14 protein-coding genes are annotated in these 16,553 nt (G+C 61.2%); 9 read left to right on the top strand and 5 right to left on the bottom strand.

All coding sequences use genetic code 11. From position 1 onward, the window contains the following. Positions 1-44: 44 nt before the first annotated feature. The 9 genes from VFI82_05315 to galE all read left to right on the top strand — a co-directional run bounded on the left by VFI82_05315 (position 45) and on the right by galE (position 11,090). Entirely contained in the window at positions 45-1,802 is a 1,758-nt protein-coding gene (locus VFI82_05315; protein HET7184080.1) for a hypothetical protein, read from the top strand. After that, positions 1,802-2,935 (top strand): hypothetical protein, encoded by a 1,134-nt coding sequence (locus VFI82_05310; GenBank protein HET7184079.1) that lies wholly within the window; start codon positions 1,802-1,804, stop codon positions 2,933-2,935. The genes VFI82_05315 and VFI82_05310 overlap by 1 nt, the downstream gene beginning before the upstream one ends. Before the next feature lie 4 nt (positions 2,936-2,939). Next, positions 2,940-3,809 (top strand): hypothetical protein, encoded by an 870-nt coding sequence (locus tag VFI82_05305; protein ID HET7184078.1) that lies wholly within the window; start codon positions 2,940-2,942, stop codon positions 3,807-3,809. Continuing rightward, entirely contained in the window at positions 3,806-4,321 is a 516-nt protein-coding gene (locus VFI82_05300) for a hypothetical protein (protein ID HET7184077.1), read from the top strand. Before VFI82_05305 ends, VFI82_05300 begins: the two co-directional genes overlap by 4 nt. Before the next feature lie 66 nt (positions 4,322-4,387). Further along, the gene (locus tag VFI82_05295) at positions 4,388-5,341 is read left to right on the top strand and encodes a glycosyltransferase family 2 protein (protein ID HET7184076.1); all 954 of its coding nucleotides are present in this window, start codon (positions 4,388-4,390) and stop codon (positions 5,339-5,341) included. A gap of 135 nt (positions 5,342-5,476) precedes the next feature. Next, the gene (locus VFI82_05290) at positions 5,477-7,204 is read left to right on the top strand and encodes a pyrrolo-quinoline quinone (protein HET7184075.1); all 1,728 of its coding nucleotides are present in this window, start codon (positions 5,477-5,479) and stop codon (positions 7,202-7,204) included. A gap of 62 nt (positions 7,205-7,266) precedes the next feature. Beyond that, positions 7,267-8,973, top strand: coding sequence for an alkaline phosphatase family protein (locus VFI82_05285; GenBank protein ID HET7184074.1), 1,707 nt, complete (start codon positions 7,267-7,269; stop codon positions 8,971-8,973). A 109-nt stretch (positions 8,974-9,082) separates the two neighbouring features. After that, complete coding sequence (locus tag VFI82_05280; protein HET7184073.1) at positions 9,083-10,084, top strand: hypothetical protein; 1,002 nt, start codon at positions 9,083-9,085, stop codon at positions 10,082-10,084. A 16-nt stretch (positions 10,085-10,100) separates the two neighbouring features. Beyond that, positions 10,101-11,090, top strand: a complete 990-nt coding sequence (gene galE, locus VFI82_05275; protein HET7184072.1) for a UDP-glucose 4-epimerase GalE — start codon at positions 10,101-10,103, stop codon at positions 11,088-11,090. A gap of 213 nt (positions 11,091-11,303) precedes the next feature. Here the strand turns inward: galE and VFI82_05270 are convergent, their stop codons facing one another. From VFI82_05270 to VFI82_05250, 5 genes are all read right to left on the bottom strand, one after another. Continuing rightward, positions 11,304-12,689, bottom strand: a complete 1,386-nt coding sequence (locus tag VFI82_05270) for a pyridoxal-phosphate dependent enzyme (GenBank protein HET7184071.1) — start codon at positions 12,687-12,689, stop codon at positions 11,304-11,306. Beyond that, the gene (ssnA, locus tag VFI82_05265) at positions 12,689-14,017 is read right to left on the bottom strand and encodes a putative aminohydrolase SsnA (protein HET7184070.1); all 1,329 of its coding nucleotides are present in this window, start codon (positions 14,015-14,017) and stop codon (positions 12,689-12,691) included. The genes VFI82_05270 and ssnA overlap by 1 nt, the downstream gene beginning before the upstream one ends. After that, positions 14,014-14,991, bottom strand: a complete 978-nt coding sequence (locus VFI82_05260; GenBank protein HET7184069.1) for a carbamate kinase — start codon at positions 14,989-14,991, stop codon at positions 14,014-14,016. The genes ssnA and VFI82_05260 overlap by 4 nt, the downstream gene beginning before the upstream one ends. Further along, entirely contained in the window at positions 14,988-16,028 is a 1,041-nt protein-coding gene (locus VFI82_05255) for an ornithine carbamoyltransferase (GenBank protein ID HET7184068.1), read from the bottom strand. The genes VFI82_05260 and VFI82_05255 overlap by 4 nt, the downstream gene beginning before the upstream one ends. After that, positions 16,000-16,553: hypothetical protein (locus VFI82_05250; protein ID HET7184067.1), on the bottom strand; the 554-nt coding region annotated here is incomplete at its 5' end. The genes VFI82_05250 and VFI82_05255, both read right to left, overlap by 29 nt.

Genomic DNA, 16,553 nt, shown 5'->3' with positions numbered 1-16,553 from the left:
AAACTGCTGCTGGAGAGAAGCAGCGGAGGAATACCTTGACTGCGATGTCCCCTACGAATCCCCTGCGCAGGCCGATCCCCTTGCTGGCGATCCTGCTGGCCGCAGTGGCCGTCCACGGCCCTTTGCTGCTGATGGAACTGCCGCTCAGTTCTTATGACGCCAATTTCCATATCTTCTTTGCTTCCCACTACGCGCACCACTGGTTCAGTCCGTGGAACCCGATGTGGTTCGGCGGGTTTTCCCAGACCACGTATCCGCCGCTGCCGCAGCAATGGCTGGCGCTGGTCTCGTACGTCACCGGGCTGCACCTGGCGTACATGCTGGTGCAGTTGATCATCATCCTGTTGCTGCCGGTCGGTGTGTATCGCTTCGCGAAATTGTGGGTGGATGAGCGCTCCGCCAGTTACGCGGCGCTGGGCAGCGTGTTTCTCGGATCGCTTGGCATGCTGGTTTACCAGGCCGGACAGTTGTCCACCACGGCGGCGATCCCGCTCTACTTGAACGCGCTTCCCTATTTTTATCAATGGAGCCGCCAGGCAAAGGGCAAGTCGCTGCTGAAAGGGGTGGCGCTGACGCTGGCCGGGGCGGCGGCGCACCACGTTACGTTGCTGTTCGGATCGGTGCTGTTTGCGCTCCCCGTATTGTGGCTGGCCATCATGGACCGCAACAATGACGGCGAGGAGCGCGCGACCGCGGCGGTAGTCTCGCGCGCGCTGGTTTTTGCCGCGATTGCCGGCATCGGCGCCGCGATCGTCATCCTGCCGTACTTCGTGGCCTTCCTGCATAACCCGATCAACCAGGTTCCCATTCCTCACGCCAGCCGCAGCAACTACATCCTGAATCCGGAGTGGGGACTGAACTACTGGGTGGTGCCATACGGCGCTTTGATTCTGGCGCTTCCGTTTATCGTGATGCTGGGTTCCAGGCACAAGCGTCTGCGTCCCTTGCTGCTCGGATTCTGGATCACGTTTCTGTTCGGACTGGGCGGCACGACGCCGGTTCCGCGCTGGCTCCTGGGGCGCGCCTACGAAATTCTGACGTTTGAGCGCTTCAGCTTCTGGGCGACGATCATGGCACTCCCGTTTGTGGGCGTGATCGCTTCGCACCTGATCGATCGCTATCGCGCCCGAGCCATCGTCGGACTGGCGATGGCGGCGGTAGGAACCTGCGCGCTATCGGTGGCCTGGACCACGTTCCACCCCATCAACTACGACAAAGAACTGCGCGTCCGTCCGGTTGCCGATTTTCTGAATCGCGACGGGCACGACAAGTACCGTTACCTGACGCTCGGCTTCGGGTCGCATCTGTCGGAATTGTCGATCATGACCGACGCGGAGACGGTGGACGGCGAATACAACTCCGCCCGCATGCTGCCGGAAATGACCGAGCACGGCGCGGCGCAGCTGACCAATGCGAAGTATTACGGCACCAACGGCATCGCTTCACTGCGCGCCATCCTGGGCCATGCCGACAAGTACGGCCTGAAGTGGGTCTTCGTACGCGATCCGTTCTACCGGCCGCTGATGGCATTTGCCGGTTGGCGCATGGTGGACTCGCTCGACGTCGGGGCGATCCAGGTGTGGACCAAGGATGACGTTCCTCCGGCGCAGCCGATCGAGGCCAACGCAATGCCCGCGCCGTGGGAAGGCCTGATGTGGGGCATTCTGCCGATCGGCAGCAGCATACTGGCAATTTTCCTGCTGCTTGCCTTGCCGGAGTCCCGGCGCGCGCAAGAACCGATTGCATTCCCCGCTCCCGCCACAGCGCGCGAGAGCGCATATCTGCGCGAGGGGGTGAAGTAATGAAATTCTCGCTCCCAGTCCTAATCGCTCTCATCACGCTGGCGCTGGTCACGGTGGGAACCTTGTGGCCGCAGCAGACCACGACGGTGATGTACATCGCCGGCGAAGGCACCGGCGCGCTGGCTACCAGCAAGACTCCTGAGGGCGCAGTCCAGTCGGTGATCGACAATGTGAAGAAGCGCCAGTACCATGGCGCGTACTCCTACATCGCCAATACCAACCAGGTGGACGAACGCGAGTTCACCGACGACATGCGCGGGACCTACGGCAGCCTGCGCACCTATTCCAATCTTGAAGACGCCGACCTTCGCGTGCTGCGCAAAACCGACAGCGAAGCCGTGGTGCGCACCAACATGCGCTGGGCAACCGCGGTGGGCGCCTTCTACGACACCCGCGACCTCAAGGTGGTCAACCGCGACGGCGAGTGGAAGGTGGTCTGGCCCGAGGTCAAGGAGACCAAGGCCCCGCCGCAAGTGATCCCCGTCAACTACCTGCGCTGGGATGTGATCTACCGCGGCGCCGGCGATGAATGGGGCGCGCAGAACGTCGAAGCGCCGCACGTGCGGCTGATCTCAATGAAGGCGACCAGCCGTGGCAACGCGACCGTCATCGTCGGCGAAGTGCTCAACGAAGACACGGTCCCGGCTTTTGTCTCGGTGAACGCGACGCTGGTCGGCAAGGACGGTTCCACCATCGGGCAGGAGAGCAGCTTCGACAAGATGTCGCACACCTTGCTCCCCAAGGAAGTTTCACCGTTTCGCATCGACTTCCCGAACATCAAGCTGGCGGACGTGAAGAGCGTGCGCATGCAGCCGGATTCTTCGCTGGTATCAGCCTCCGCCGATCCGGTTATCGGTGTGCTCCATCAGCGACTGGAAACCGATGCGCGCGGGCGGCGGGTCCTGGCCGGCGAACTGCTGAATGAAAGCGGCCAGGTGGTGAACATCCCGCACGTGCTGGCGACTTACTACAACAACAACGGCCAGGTGATCTGGGTTTCGGACGGCTATGTCGACAGGGCGCTGATGCCGCAGACACCGATAGCATTCGCAGTCGATGTACCGGACGACATCGCAAAGGACGTGCAGAGCTATCGCGTTACGGTGAACCACTATTCGAGTGCCGGGTACTAGGGACATGAGAACGGTAACGGTTGGGCTACTTTTTGTCGCGGTGTGCTGGTTCGCTGCTTACGCGGCGCATGCCTCTGACCTCGCGCTGCCGCAGCACGTGGAGGCCGGCACCGGGCTGGCGATTCCTTCTGCAGGCAGCGGCGAGGCCACTCTCTACCTGGTCGGGCCGGCGAGCGCAGTGAAGCGCGCGGTCAAGCTCGGCGGAGACATCCGCATCGCACCGGAAGAGGTCCAGACCGCGGGCAAGTACGTCGTGGTGCTTCGAACCGGCGATAGCGCGAGCAGCGGTAACTTCTGGGTGGATCCCGCTAAGCCGGCGCGGATGAGCTTCATCGCGCGTCCGTCGCGCCTGCCGGTCGCGGTAACCAATGGCGTCTCCGGCGTAGTTTACGTCTTCGACAAGTTTCACAACCTGGACGTCCAGCCGGGACAGGTGACCTTCAAGTTTTCGGTGGCTGGTTCGCAGGAACTCACCCGCAACGTGCCGACCCGGTACGGCATGGCGTGGCTCTCGCTCGACTCCAGCCGCAAAGTCGGCCCGGCGCAGTTTGTGGCCGGCATCGGCGACGTGACCGAGCGGCGGGTGGTGCAGGAAGTTGCAGCTGATCCCTGCAACCTGCGTATGCACGCGCAGCCAGCAAAAGTCGGAATTCGGGTGGAAACCGATCCCATTCGCGATTGCAGCGGCAACCCGGTTCCGGATGGAACGATCGTCACTTTTACCGCGGTGTCGGCGCAGGGCAAGAGCAGCGTTGACGCACGCATCAAAAAAGGGATCGCCACAGCCGAGCTGCCCAATCTGCACGACGCCACCGTGTCCGTTGCCTCGGGCGTAGTGATGGGGAATGAAATTCACCTGGGAAGTGGCCGATGACCAGGACATTGATTGCGACCTTGGGGCTCGTCCTGCTCGTCTGCCCGGCTACTCCGGTCCGCGCTGCCGATCCGCAACTGCCGAACGTGCAGTTGAACAGCGACAACGCCGCGGGCCGCCCTGTCGAAGAACTGACCAGGAAATCGGTGGCGCGCGATTATGCCAAGGCCTGGCGTTCGCTAGCGGAGGCGATGGAGCAGAACCGCGCGAGCGTGATTGACAACGATTTCGTTGGGGTCGCGGCGGAGAAGTTCGCCGCCGCGGTCAGTGACCAGGCACGAGCCGGCCTGCACACTCGCCTGGTTGATCACGGTCACAAGTTGGATGTGCTTTTTTATTCGCCGGAAGGACTCTCCATCGAGCTGCGCGACACAGCGCAATTGGAGCGGCAGGTGCTCGACGGTGACAAGGTCATCCACAGCGAGCAGGTTACCGCGCATTACATTTCGCTGATGACGCCGACGGAAGTTCGCTGGAAGGTTCGCCTGTTGCAGGAAGTCCCTGGCCAATAGGCGCGTGTGGCATGGGTCTTTGACCCGTGAAGAGTTGTAAATAACTAAAACGGTCCGAGGGCCCTGATGATTTCGGTTGCGATCCCGGTTTACAACGAAGAGGAACTTGTCCATCTTCTCCACTCCCGCGTCTCCGACGTGATGAACGGCATCGGCGAGAACTGGGAGGTCGTATACGTCAACGACGGGAGCAAGGACGCCACGCTCAAGCTGCTGCTCGAACTCCAGGCCAAGGATCCGCATATCGTAGTCGTGGATTTATCGCGCAACTGGGGTCACATGGGCGCGCTCAGCGCGGGCATGCAGACGGCGCGCGGCGATGCCGTGGTCCTCATGGATGGCGATCTGCAGGACCCGCCCGAAGTAATTCCGGAAATGGTGCGGGCGTGGCGGAACGGCGCCAAGGTGGTCAGCGCGGTCCGGCGCAAGCGCGAAGAGAGCCGCAAGTACCTGCTGGTCCTGTTCGCGCTGTTCTACCGCATCCTGGGCGCGCTCTCCGATTTTCCGATTCCGCTAAATTCCGGCATCTTCGGCCTGATGGACCGACAAGCGCTGGATTCTTTCCTGGCGCTGCGTGAGTACAACCGCTACCTGCCGGGGCTGCGCGCCTGGATAGGTTATCCCACCACGATCGTCAGCTACGACCGCAAAGACCGGGCGGCGGGCGATGGCAAGCTAAGCTTCGTCAGCCGCATCAAGTACGCGCTCGATGCCATTACCAGCTTCAGCTATAAGCCGCTGCGCCTCAGTTTTGCGCTGGGCATTCCCGCTATTTGCCTGGCGCTCATCACAGCCCTCGCGCTTGCCGTGAGCGGCAACCTGACCGGAACCGCCGCGATTCTGGCCTCGGTTTTCTTCATGGGAGGAGTGCAGTTGTTCTGCGTCGGCGTGCTGGCGGAATACATTGGCCGCATTTACGACGAGGTGCGCCGCCGGCCGATTTCGCTGATCAATGCCGTCCATCGAGCCCAGGAAGTTCCCTCCGAGGCCGGCCAGGAGGTCTTGCCAGCCGCCGCGTAATGCAAGCCCCTATCCAGCTTCGAGTGCTGGTGGCCCTTCCGATGGCGTGGCAACTCGCGCCCAGACGCCGCCTTCACACATTCCTGCAGGTGCTCTGCTTCAGAAAGCGAGAGTGTTTTGAGGTAGGTGTTCGACATGGGTAAGGGCCGCAGGAGATCGAATTGTTCCTACCAGTTCGTTTCCGGCGCATTGGCAGCGCTGGTGGTGTTCGGAATCATACTCATGTTGTCGAATTGCGGCGGGGTCACGTCGAGCAAGTCCGGCTCCTCAACCTCTGGCAATCCGAGCGGCAGCCCCTCCGGCAATCCGAGCGGTAGCCCATCCGGCAATCCGTCAGGAAATCAGTCGGGAGCTTTGGCCGTCACCACCTACCACTACGATACGTTGCGCACGGGCGCGAACCGCAATGAAACCATTCTCACGCTCGCGAACGTGAATGCATCCACCTTCGGGAAAGTGGCTTCGTTCGACGTGGACGGGGAGATTTACGGCCAGCCTCTTTACCTGCAGAGCGTCAGCATCGGCGGAACAGCGCACAACGTCGTCTTCGTCGCCACTGAGCACGACAGCGTATACGCCTTCGACGCCGACGCGAAAACCACGTCGCCTCTCTGGCACAAGAACTTCCTCAACCCGGGCGCCGGCATTACCACCGTCGATTCCGCTACAGATTTCCCAGTGCCGTACGAAGACATTGCTCCCGAGGTGGGCATTACCAGTACGCCGGTGATCGACTCCACGAGCGGCACCATCTACGTGGTGGCCAAGACGAAAGAGAACGGCAAGTTTTTTCAGCGCCTGCACGCGCTCGATATCAGTAGCGGAGCGGAAAAATTCGGCGGCCCGACGACTATCCAAGCTTCCATTCCCGGCGCCGGTATCGTGAACGATGGCAACGGCAACATCGTCTTCGGTCCCCTGAATTGCCTGCAGCGAAGCGCGCTGCTTCTCCTCAACGGCAAGATCTATATCGCGTTTGCGTCGCACGGCGATTTTGATCCGTTCCTGGGTTGGTTGCTGGTCTATGACGCGCAAACGCTGAAGCAGGTTGCGGCCTTTGCTCCTAGCGCGGATGGCACCGGAGGAGGCATTTGGGAAAGCGGAAATGGTCCGGCCGCCGATGCTTCCGGCCATGTGTTTGTCGGAATAGGAAACGGCGACTACACGGCCGATATCGGTGGACGCGATTACGGCGACTCGTTCCTGAAGCTCGCGCTATCCGGAAACACGCTCAACGTCGTGGACTGGTTTACGCCGTTCAATTTCCAGGAACTGAATGATCTCGATCACGATTTGGGATCCGGAGGGCCCATCCTGTTGCCGGATCAGCCGTCGGGTCCGGCCCATCTTCTGATGGGCGGCGACAAAGCGGGCGATTTCTTTGTCATCAATCGCGACGCCATGGGTCACAGCCATGCCAGCGACAACAGCCAGGCGGTGCAGCAAATCGCCCTCGGCAGCGGGCTGTTCACCAATCCTACAGTGTGGAAGGACAACGTCTATATCGGTCCGGTCGGCGCCCCGCTGCAGTGCTACAAGATCAGCAATGGACAACTGACGCTTGGCAGCCGGGGATCGGCGACCTCTGGTTTCCCTGGAATCAGTACCGCTGTTTCCTCCAATGGTGACAGCAACGGCATTGTATGGGCGCTGCAGGTGGACCAGTGGGACAACGGCCCTGCAACTCTCCACGCCTACGACGCCAACGATTGCACTCATGAACTGTACAACAGCGACCAAGCTTCGGGCGGACGCGACACCGCGGGCACGGCGGTGAAGTTCATTGTTCCGACTGTCATCAATGGCAAGGTTTACATCAGCGGAGGCAGCACGCTGACCGTGTACGGATTGCTGTCGCATTAGTTTCAATGCAGAGCACTCGCACCCAAGTTTCTAAAATCGAACGAGCTGGAGTAGGACTGAACATGATTACGACTCTGCGTTACCTGCAATCCCGGCGAAAGTTTCTGCTGCTTGGCTTGGTGGCTGCCTCTCTCATCCTGCTGAGCGCCTGTAGTGGCTTAGGAGCCTCGCCTACCACGACGACGACTACTACTCCTGCTCCTGCTCCGACTCCCACTCCGCCGGCACCGCCGCCGCCGTTGGGGATCAAGGCGGTCAATCACGTCATCTTCATGCTGCAGGAAAATCGGTCGTTCGACAATTACTTCGGGCATCTCGCCGGGGTGGATGGTCTGCCGCCCGGCACCAGCAACAAGAGCGATAGCGGCGTGTTGGTGAACGCCTTCCATCTGCAAACGGCATGCCTGGAAAACACGGATCCCGACTGGCTCGGCGCGCACGGCTCTTACAACCTGCAGAGTCCGGGGTCCAATACCTACCTGGGCGACGGCTTCGTTCACGGCGGCCAGGGTTCGGCCCGATCGGACGGCTTTATCGCTTATGTCGCGAATTCCATGGGTACATTCCAAGTCTCGCCGACAAAGACGACGAACTACTACCTTTACGCTAATTCTGATGGTTACGGAAACTTCGACACGCGTCCGCTGGCGGTAGCCAGCGTCACCGTTTCCGGCGACACGCAGACCCCTTCGCCGGTTGCCCCGAACATCACTCCGGCCTCTGGTGTCGTATTCACCGCAACGCCCTCGACCATCACGTCGGGCCAGTCAACTACTTTGACGTGGACCGTTCCCAACGCCAGGGACACGATGATCAACTGGCATTACGACCTGTTGGGCACTCGCGCCATGGGCTACTACACCGGCGACGACCTCAATTACTACTATTACATGGCGTCTACCTTCGCGACTTCCGACCGCTGGTTCTCGCCCGTCTCCAGCAACAGTCCACCCAACCGGTCGTACATGTATGCCGCCACCACCCATGGGCACGCTCATGATCCTGGTTCGTTTGATTCCGGAGTGGTAAAGAACATTTTCCAGTTGCTCGATGCCGCCGGGATTACCTGGAAGGTGTATTACACGACAGAACCCGGCAATCCCAACGTTCCGCATACCTTCCTGACGCGGTTCCAGCCCTTTGCCAGCCAGCACATGGCTAACCTGGTGCCGACTTCACAGTATTTCGACGACCTGAAGAATGGAACTTTGCCGCAGGTGGCTTTCATCGAGGAACTGCCCGGCGAAGATGAGCACCCGGGCGCCGTATTGCCGGGAAATATTCATTCCGGCAATAATGTGCAGGCGGGCGCGCAGTACGTCTCCACCTTCATCAATACGTTCATGAACAGCCCTTATTGGAAGGATGGCGTGTTCATCCTTACCTTTGACGAGGGCGGCGGATATTACGATCACGTATCGCCGCAGCCCGCCGTCCATCCCGACGGGCTGTCTCCCACGGATCTGACGCCGGTGGAGCAGCAGGTCATTCAACCGCCTGGTGACTTTAATCGTACCGGCTATCGCGTTCCCCTCATCGTGGTATCGCCGTTCACCAAGAAGGGTTACGTGTCCCACAGCGTCGCCGATTTCACCGCCATTCTCAAGTTCATTGAGACCCGTTTCAATCTTCCGAGTTTGACGAAGCGGGATGCAGCGCAGATTGACATGCAGGAGTTCTTCACCTTCGACACGCCGCCGACTCCGACTCCGCCAACGCCGCCCCTGCAGTCGTTGAACATGAGGTGTGACTACACGGCGCTGCCGTAGGAGGGAACCGCCACTTATCCTGGTTTCGCATCGCGCGAGACCGGGGTGGGTGGCGCTCCAATGCCAACCCGTTTTCAGCAGCGCACATCCAAATGAGTGCATCTTTCTTATGCTGAGCTTCCGTACCCATTGGCAGCTTCTGGCCGCTGTGGTGGCACTGCTTGCTTCTCTTGGCTGTCATCGCGCCGACATTCACCAGACGTTGAAGCAGAACCTGCGTCCAGCCGAAGGCGCGCCCATCGTCCTGGCCGTCTACGAGCCCTGGTTCGGGGACAACGACCACATGGACGTCGGATACTCCAGCCATGACCGTGTGGTACTGAGCCGGCAGATCGACCAGGCACAGAATCTGGGGATCTCATCGTTTGTGGTGGACTGGTACGGGCCGCGCAAGGAGTTTCTCGACGCCAGTTACGCCCTGCTGCAGCAAACCGCGGCGCAGAAAAACTTCAAAGTCGCGCTGATGTATGACGAGCCGGAGGATTCCCCCGACTTCACCTCCGCCGCTATGTCCGCGCTCGATTACGCCTATGAACACTACATCGGGCCCAAGGCCGAGGGTCGTTCCGCATATCTGACTTATGACGGCCGTCCCGTTATCTTCCTATGGCCGCGGAGCAAGCAGACGGATTGGCGCCAGGTTCGCCAGCATGTCCAGGGCTGGGAGGCCAATCCCATCCTGATCATGGAAGACGGCGGCATGCGCTTCGCCGACGTTCTGGACGGCTTCTACGCCTGGGTCCAGCCCGGCGACCATGGCTGGTCGGCCGACGGCAGCAACTGGGGCCGCCAGTACCTGGAAGGGTTCTATAAGAAAATGCGCGAAAAGTATCCCAACAAGCTCGCGGTGGGCGCCGCCTGGCCCGGCTTCAACGACCGGAAAGCCTCCTGGAGCTTGAACCGTTACATGGATCCGCGATGCGGCAAGACTTTTGAGGAGTCACTTCGGCTGTGGCGGCGGTACTATACCAGCTCCGACCCGCTGCCGTTTCTCCTCGTCGTCACTTGGAACGACTATGAGGAGGGCACCGCCATCGAGCGCGGCCTCAACTGCCGCGAGCCGGGGAATTCGCGCGCCGCCACCGCTGCCGCCAATTCCAACTCCGACTAACGAGGGGTAAAAACCCATGCGAGTTCTGGTGACCGGTGGCGCCGGATACATCGGCAGCCACGGCGCGCGCTCTCTCTCGCGTCGCGGACACTCGGTCGTGATCTACGACAATCTCTCCACAGGCCATCGCGAACTCGCCGCCGGTTTCGAACTGGTCGAAGGCAGCGTCGGCGATGCCGTTTTCCTTGGCCGCGCCCTGCGTGGCGTCGATGCCGTCATGCATTTCGCAGCGCATTCCCTGGTCGGGGAATCGGTGGAGAACCCGCGCAAATATTTCGGGAACAATGTCCGCGACGGCCTCGTGCTGCTCAACACCTGCCTGGAATCCGGCGTCAAAAACTTCATCTTCTCTTCCACGGCGGCGGTGTATGGGAATCCGCGCGAGGTGCCGATCGTGGAAGACGCGCCCAAAGCGCCGGTCAATCCGTACGGGATGTCGAAGCTGTCATTTGAGTATGCCCTGCAGGCTTACGACAAGGCGTACGGTTTGCGATTCATGAGCTTGCGTTACTTCAACGCGGCCGGATGCGAAGACAGCGGCGAAATCGGGGAGTTGCACGATCCCGAGACGCACCTGATTCCCGCCGCGCTGCAGTCAGCCACGGGTGCGCGCAAGGAGCTGCAGATTTACGGCGACGACTATGACACGCCGGACGGCACCTGCATCCGCGATTACATTCACGTCGAAGACCTGGCGGAAGCTCATGTGCTCGCGCTGGAACACCTTGCGCACGGCGGCGCCTCCGGGATTCTCAACCTCGGCACCGGCCAGGGCCACACGGTGAAAGAAGTGGTCACGACCATCGAGCGCATCATCGGCCGCGAACTCAACAAGCGCGTTACGGGGCGACGTCCCGGCGATCCTCCAGTGCTGCTGGCCGATCCTTCGCGGGCCCAGAAATTATTGGGATGGAAGGCGCAGCGCTCGTTGCAGGACATGGTATCCAGCGCCTGGAAGTTTGTGCAGCATCGAGGCCGCCGCGCCGAGGCGGTATCGGAGCGCTGAGGCAGGTTCAGCGATTCAAGGCGCAGATTGGCCCAATGCGGAATGGAGCGGCGGTTTCGGCGCCTCATCGGTTCGATGAAACCACCACAGCGCGCCCAGAACAAAAGACAAGATGAGGATGGCGATGCCCAGCAGCAGAATGCTCGAAGATCGCTCCATCTCCATCCGTACTTAGATGCCTACGGAGTGGTGCGATGAGGCCCGGCACGCGGGCTACGCCGAGCTCTTGCGGGCGCGCAGCAGGTCTGCGTCGAACTGCTCTACCTTGGCTGCTTCGGTCTCCCAAAACCCCTGCGACTTCATTTTTTCCAGGTAGGCATCGGAATATCCGAACTTGCTCCACGTCTCCTGCTTGTAGCGAAACAGGCGCTGCTTCTGGTCGCGTGGGCGCACATCGAGCAAGTCCTCGCGCGCGCCGCCCCGGAAGATCCCTTCGAACAGATCCTGCAGTGTCTGGTCGGCAGTCATGGGCTTGCGCCTTGCCAACTCGGCGAGCACGGACGGATAGCGATCAAAGCCATCGGTCGCAATGGTCACCACATTGTCCTTTGGCCCCAGCCTGAGATGCCGGGCCAAGCGGATGGCGCCGAGAATATTGCACAATCCCGAAATGCCGAACAAGCCATCGAAGGCGCGCAGCGAGCCGGCTTGCATGTGCAATAGCTTTTCCACGAATGCCTGCCGCTGCTGCAGCAACTCGAGGCCGACCACACAGTCGTCATCGTGGATCAGCATCACGTAGTCGGTGGTCAGCACGTTGTGGATGAGGGTGACCATCTTGTCGCCGATCCCCTCGATACGGTGCGTGCCGCGGCCGTTGTTGAACAGCGTGGAGCACTCGCGCGGTTCCAGGGCGCAGATTACGGCGTCCGGAAATTGCGCCTTGACCTGGTCGCCCGCCGCCAGCGTTCCCGCCGATCCCGGCGCTGCCACGAATGCCGCGACCCTGCCGTTGCCGTGCGCACGCGCAGCTTCCAGCGCGCTGCCGCCCGTAACATGGCGGTGGAAACGGTAGTTCGGCAGCAGCTCGAATTGCGCCAATACCTTGTTTTGCGCGTCCTTCTTGTATTCCTCGGTGCGCTCCAGCACCAGAATGACGTCGCTCTCGGAACCCGGCGTAAGGTCCAGCTTTCCGCCGTACTGCCGGATGCGCTGATAGCGTTCCGCGCTCATCTGTTCGGGCATGATGACCACGGCGGGATATCCCTTCAGCTTCGAGATGTAGGCCACGCCGATGCCGAAGTTGCCGGTGGACGGTCCGATGATGGTGTTCTCGCCAGGACGGATTTCGTCCGCCAACTCGCCCTCCATCAGCGTCGCATACGCCGGCCCTACTTTGTGGCTGCCCGAGGGAAATTCGCGGCCCACTAACACGACAATGTTCGCTTGCACCCCGGTGAGCGTCTGCGGCAGCACGATGTGACGGATCCGGTTGTCGGGTTCGCGCCATGTGATGTTGTACAAATTCATCGGGTCGAGTTCATCGGCCTGTGCCGCCATTGCTTTTTGGCGGATGGGCGCCGGCAGTGTTTCGGGATGAAGCATCTCGTGATAGGTCGGACCGAGGCCGAACTCGGATTTCAGGCGGGGAGCTGGCATCAGAATCTTCTCCAGAGTTCGCGCGCGCAGGCGCTGGCCTTCTCCGCCACTGCGCGCTCGTCAAGGTTAACGAATTGCCGATCGCGAATGACGAAGCGGCCGTTCACGATCAGCGAATTCACCGGCGCGTGCGCAATGCCGAACAGAGCGTGGCCGAAGATGTTCTCGTTGGTGAGCGGTGTGGGCGGGAAGTAGTCGTAGAGAACGAGATCGGCGCGCGCGCCTTCTTCGACCCGGCCCACGTCCAAGTCCCAAACTTTCTTGGCGATGGTGCGATTGTTTAACAAGGCCAGTGCGAATGCTTCGCTGGAGGCGACACGCGGGTCACCGGCGCGCATTTTTTGGACGTGGAAGGCGGTCTTGAATTCATCCCATATGCGCGGGCTGTAGCCGTCGGAGCCAAGTCCGACCAGTACGCCCGCCTTGATCATTTCCAGAACTCGCGCCGTCCCCACCGCATTATTGCAATTCGATTGCGGGTTGTGAACCACGTTGATCTTGTGCCGCGCCAGCGCCGCGATGTCGGCACCGCTGACGTGAATGCAATGTGCCGCCAGCGCGCGGTCGTCAAGCACACCCATGTCGCGCAGGCGGCGAACCGGCGACTTGCCGTACTTCTTGCGGGCATCCTTGTTGTCGCTGCCGTCTTCGGAAACATGCACGTGAAAGCCGGCTTTGAGGGATTGGTTGGTTTCGACGCAGCGGCGTAGCGTGCGGTCGCTGAGCGTGAACGACGCGTGCAGGCCGAAGCTGGCATTCACCAGGCTGTCTGAACGCCGTGCACGCTCGATGTACCGAACATTCTCGTCCAATCCTTCCTGAGCATTCGCCGGACCATTGCGGTCGGTGGTTTCATAGCACAGGACACCGCGCAATCCGACTTCGCGGAACGCGCGCTCGATCAAGTCAAGACTGCCCTTTACCACCGACGGACTGGAGTGATGGTCCACCAGCGTGCCCACGCCGCAGCGCGCCGAATCCATGACCCCCACCAGCGCGCTGTAATAAACGTCTTGTTCGTTCAGCGCGCGGTCGAGCCGCCACCAGAGTTTCTTCAAAATCTCGGGAAAGTTCTTCGGCGGCGCACCCGGCAGCGAGATTCCGCGGGCCAGCGTGCTGTAGAGATGAGTGTGGCAGTTGATGAGAGCGGGCATGAGCAGGCGCCCGCGAGCGTCGAGGCGCTCCCCATCGGTGTGGTCTGGGTCGTCGACCTTTGATCGCGTGTCAGAAACACGCGCCACACAGCCTTCGCGCACTTCGACCCGGCCGCAATCCAACACGCGGTTGCGCGAGTCGAAAGTCAGAATCCGGGCATTCTCGATGATCATGGCGCGTTGAACGAAAGCGAGCGGTTTCCCCAGGCGGCGACGATGTGCGTTCCGCCGTTGCCCTCGACCGCATCGGCGCATTTTTCGGTCGAGGTGATGATGCACTCCTCGCCGCCGTTCTCCAGGAAATCAATGGCGGCCTCGATCTTGGGACCCATGGAGCCACGCGGAAATTCACCGGCGTCGAGGTGCCCGCGCGCACTTTCGATGGTCAAGTTGGAGAGCCACTGCTGTTCCGGCTTGCGGTAGGAAACCGCCACCTGGTCGACCGAGGTTACGATAATCAGCTTGTTCGCGCGCACCTGCTTGGCGAGCAAGCAGGACGCAAGGTCCTTGTCGATTACTCCTTCGACGCCTACCAGTCGCTCGCCATCCCAGGCCACCGGAATGCCGCCGCCGCCGCATGCCACCACGACGACCCCGGCCGCCAGCATCGCCGCGATCGATTCCTTTTCCAGAATATCGATGGGACGCGGCGAGGGGACCACGCGCCGCCAGCGGCCGGCTTCAATTTCCTTCATGCGCCAGTGCGGCTTGTCGACGCGCAATTTCTCCAACTCCTCGGTGGTATGAAAGGAGCCCACCGGTTTCGAAGGGTGCTCGAAATCAGGGTCGTTACGATCGACCAGCACCTGCGTGATCACGGTGGCGCACTCGCGGCGAATGCCTTCACGGCGGAACATCTCGTCGGCGACGCGCTGGATCATGTAGCCCATGCCGCCCTGCGAGTCGGAAACGCAGGTATCGAGCGGGAGCGGCGGCACGCGGCGCTCGCCTTCCTCGGAACGGATCAGGATGTTGCCGATCTGCGGGCCGTTGCCGTGGGTGATGACGATGCGGCGCTCGCTGCGAAACAACGGCACCAGGTGCTGCAGAGTTTCGCGTGTGTGTGCGAACTGCTGCGGAATAGTTCCGCGCTCGCCGGGACGGGTGATGGCATTGCCGCCGAGCGCGATCACGAGGGACTCAATCATGCCCGTGCGGCCGCGGCCGGCTCCTCTTCGTACTCGATTTCCTCGCCGGCCATGGTCAGCGCCATGATCGACTTGCAGGTGTGCAGCCGGTTTTCCGCTTCGTCGTACACCACGGAGTGCGGACCGTCGATCACTTCGTCGGTCACCTCGTTGCCGCGATCGGCAGGCAGCGGGTGCATGTAGAGCGCGTCATTCTTGGCGAGCTTCAGCCGGTTGGCGTCGCAGATCCAGTGCTTGTACTGGGTCGCAATGCGCAGCGACTCCTGCGGGTTCTGGCCCATGGTGTCGAGGCAGCCCCAACTCTTGGGGATGACCACATCGGCGTTGCGGAAGGAGTCGTCCATGTTATGGGTGACTTCGAACTTTGTGCCGCAGCGCCGGGCATTGTCCTGCGCGGCCTTCATTGTTTGCGGCATCAGGAAGTACTCCGGCGGATGCGCCAGGGTGACGTCAATGCCGAAGCGCGGCAGCAGCATGATCAGCCCCTGGGGCACGGAGAGCGGCTTGGCGTAGCTCGGCGCGTACGCCCACGAGACCGCGACCTTCAGCCCACGCAAGTCCCGCCCGCGCTTCTCGCGCATCGTCATCAGGTCGGCCAGCGTCTGGCACGGATGGTCGACGTCGCATTGCATATTGATCACCGGAACGTCGGCCCACTTCGCCACTTCGCGCATGTACGCATTGCCCTCGCCGGGAATCAGGTCGTGACGGATGGCGATGGCGTGCCCATACCGCGACAAGATAATGCCGGTGTCCTTCGGACTCTCCCCGTGCGAAACCTGCATGACATCGGCGGTCAGGAAGTGGGCATGCCCGCCTAGTTGTGTGATCCCGGCCTCAAACGAATTGCGCGTGCGCGTGGATTTGTCGAAGAACATCAGGAAGATGGTCTGGTCGGGAAGATAGCGGTGCGGCACTCGATGCTTGAACTTGCGCTTCAGGTCGTAGGAAACAGCGAGCAGCGTTTCGATCTGCCCGTCCGACCATTCCTCGGTGGTGATGTAATCCTTACCTTTGAACAGCGCCTTTTTTAGCAAGGTTCGCTCCCGCGAGCGCCGCGACGTTGGCGTAATGCGCGCGGCTCGGATTGGAAACTGCGTCCAGCAAGAACTTCAGCTGCAGGTACGGCAGCATGTCCACCACGTGCGGCCACGCGACGCCCGGCTTCAGTGACCACGTCACCGGCGCATGGTCGCTCGTGCGGACCTGGACCTCGGCGGCGCCATTGTCGAAATGAGCGCATGCCTCCCCCGCCGCGCAACTCAACCGGTAGGGCTTGCCCGCGATGGTGCCGTGAATGGTGGTGGTGGCGCCATCGAAATCGAGAAAGAACCCGTTGCGCCCGGCAAATTTATGGTACGACTCCAGACTTCCGAAAAAGCGAGGCTTCTCGATTTGCGGGCCGCCGTCTTCCGGACAGAAGATGTCGCAATTGCCGCAGTCGTTGCAAGCGTCAGCGTAATTGGCGAACTGGTGCGCGCGCGTTGTCTTGAACACGCCGCCGGGCACCGCGCGCGCTTCGCCGCCGGAGAGAAATTCGTAGTTGTGGTATGCAATTTCGG

The organism is Terriglobales bacterium (assembly GCA_035691485.1).
Lineage (GTDB): Bacteria > Acidobacteriota > Terriglobia > Terriglobales > Acidobacteriaceae > JAIQGF01.
Note: the sequence above shows the minus strand (reverse complement) of the source record. Positions and strands in the feature narration are given on the sequence as shown.

Bases quoted from the DNA above. Each gene is read 5' to 3' on its own strand.
- VFI82_05310 (HET7184079.1), top strand. From the start codon at position 1,802: ATGAAATTCTCGCTCCCAGTCCTAATCGCTCTCATCACGCTGGCGCTG.
- VFI82_05285 (HET7184074.1), top strand. From the start codon at position 7,267: ATGATTACGACTCTGCGTTACCTGCAATCCCGGCGAAAGTTTCTGCTG.
- VFI82_05300 (HET7184077.1), top strand. From the start codon at position 3,806: ATGACCAGGACATTGATTGCGACCTTGGGGCTCGTCCTGCTCGTCTGC.
- ssnA (HET7184070.1), bottom strand. From the start codon at position 14,017: ATGATCATCGAGAATGCCCGGATTCTGACTTTCGACTCGCGCAACCGC.
- VFI82_05270 (HET7184071.1), bottom strand. From the start codon at position 12,689: ATGCCAGCTCCCCGCCTGAAATCCGAGTTCGGCCTCGGTCCGACCTAT.
- VFI82_05280 (HET7184073.1), top strand. From the start codon at position 9,083: ATGCTGAGCTTCCGTACCCATTGGCAGCTTCTGGCCGCTGTGGTGGCA.
- VFI82_05290 (HET7184075.1), top strand. From the start codon at position 5,477: ATGGGTAAGGGCCGCAGGAGATCGAATTGTTCCTACCAGTTCGTTTCC.
- VFI82_05305 (HET7184078.1), top strand. From the start codon at position 2,940: ATGAGAACGGTAACGGTTGGGCTACTTTTTGTCGCGGTGTGCTGGTTC.
- VFI82_05315 (HET7184080.1), top strand. From the start codon at position 45: ATGTCCCCTACGAATCCCCTGCGCAGGCCGATCCCCTTGCTGGCGATC.
- VFI82_05260 (HET7184069.1), bottom strand. From the start codon at position 14,991: ATGATTGAGTCCCTCGTGATCGCGCTCGGCGGCAATGCCATCACCCGT.
- VFI82_05295 (HET7184076.1), top strand. From the start codon at position 4,388: ATGATTTCGGTTGCGATCCCGGTTTACAACGAAGAGGAACTTGTCCAT.
- galE (HET7184072.1), top strand. From the start codon at position 10,101: ATGCGAGTTCTGGTGACCGGTGGCGCCGGATACATCGGCAGCCACGGC.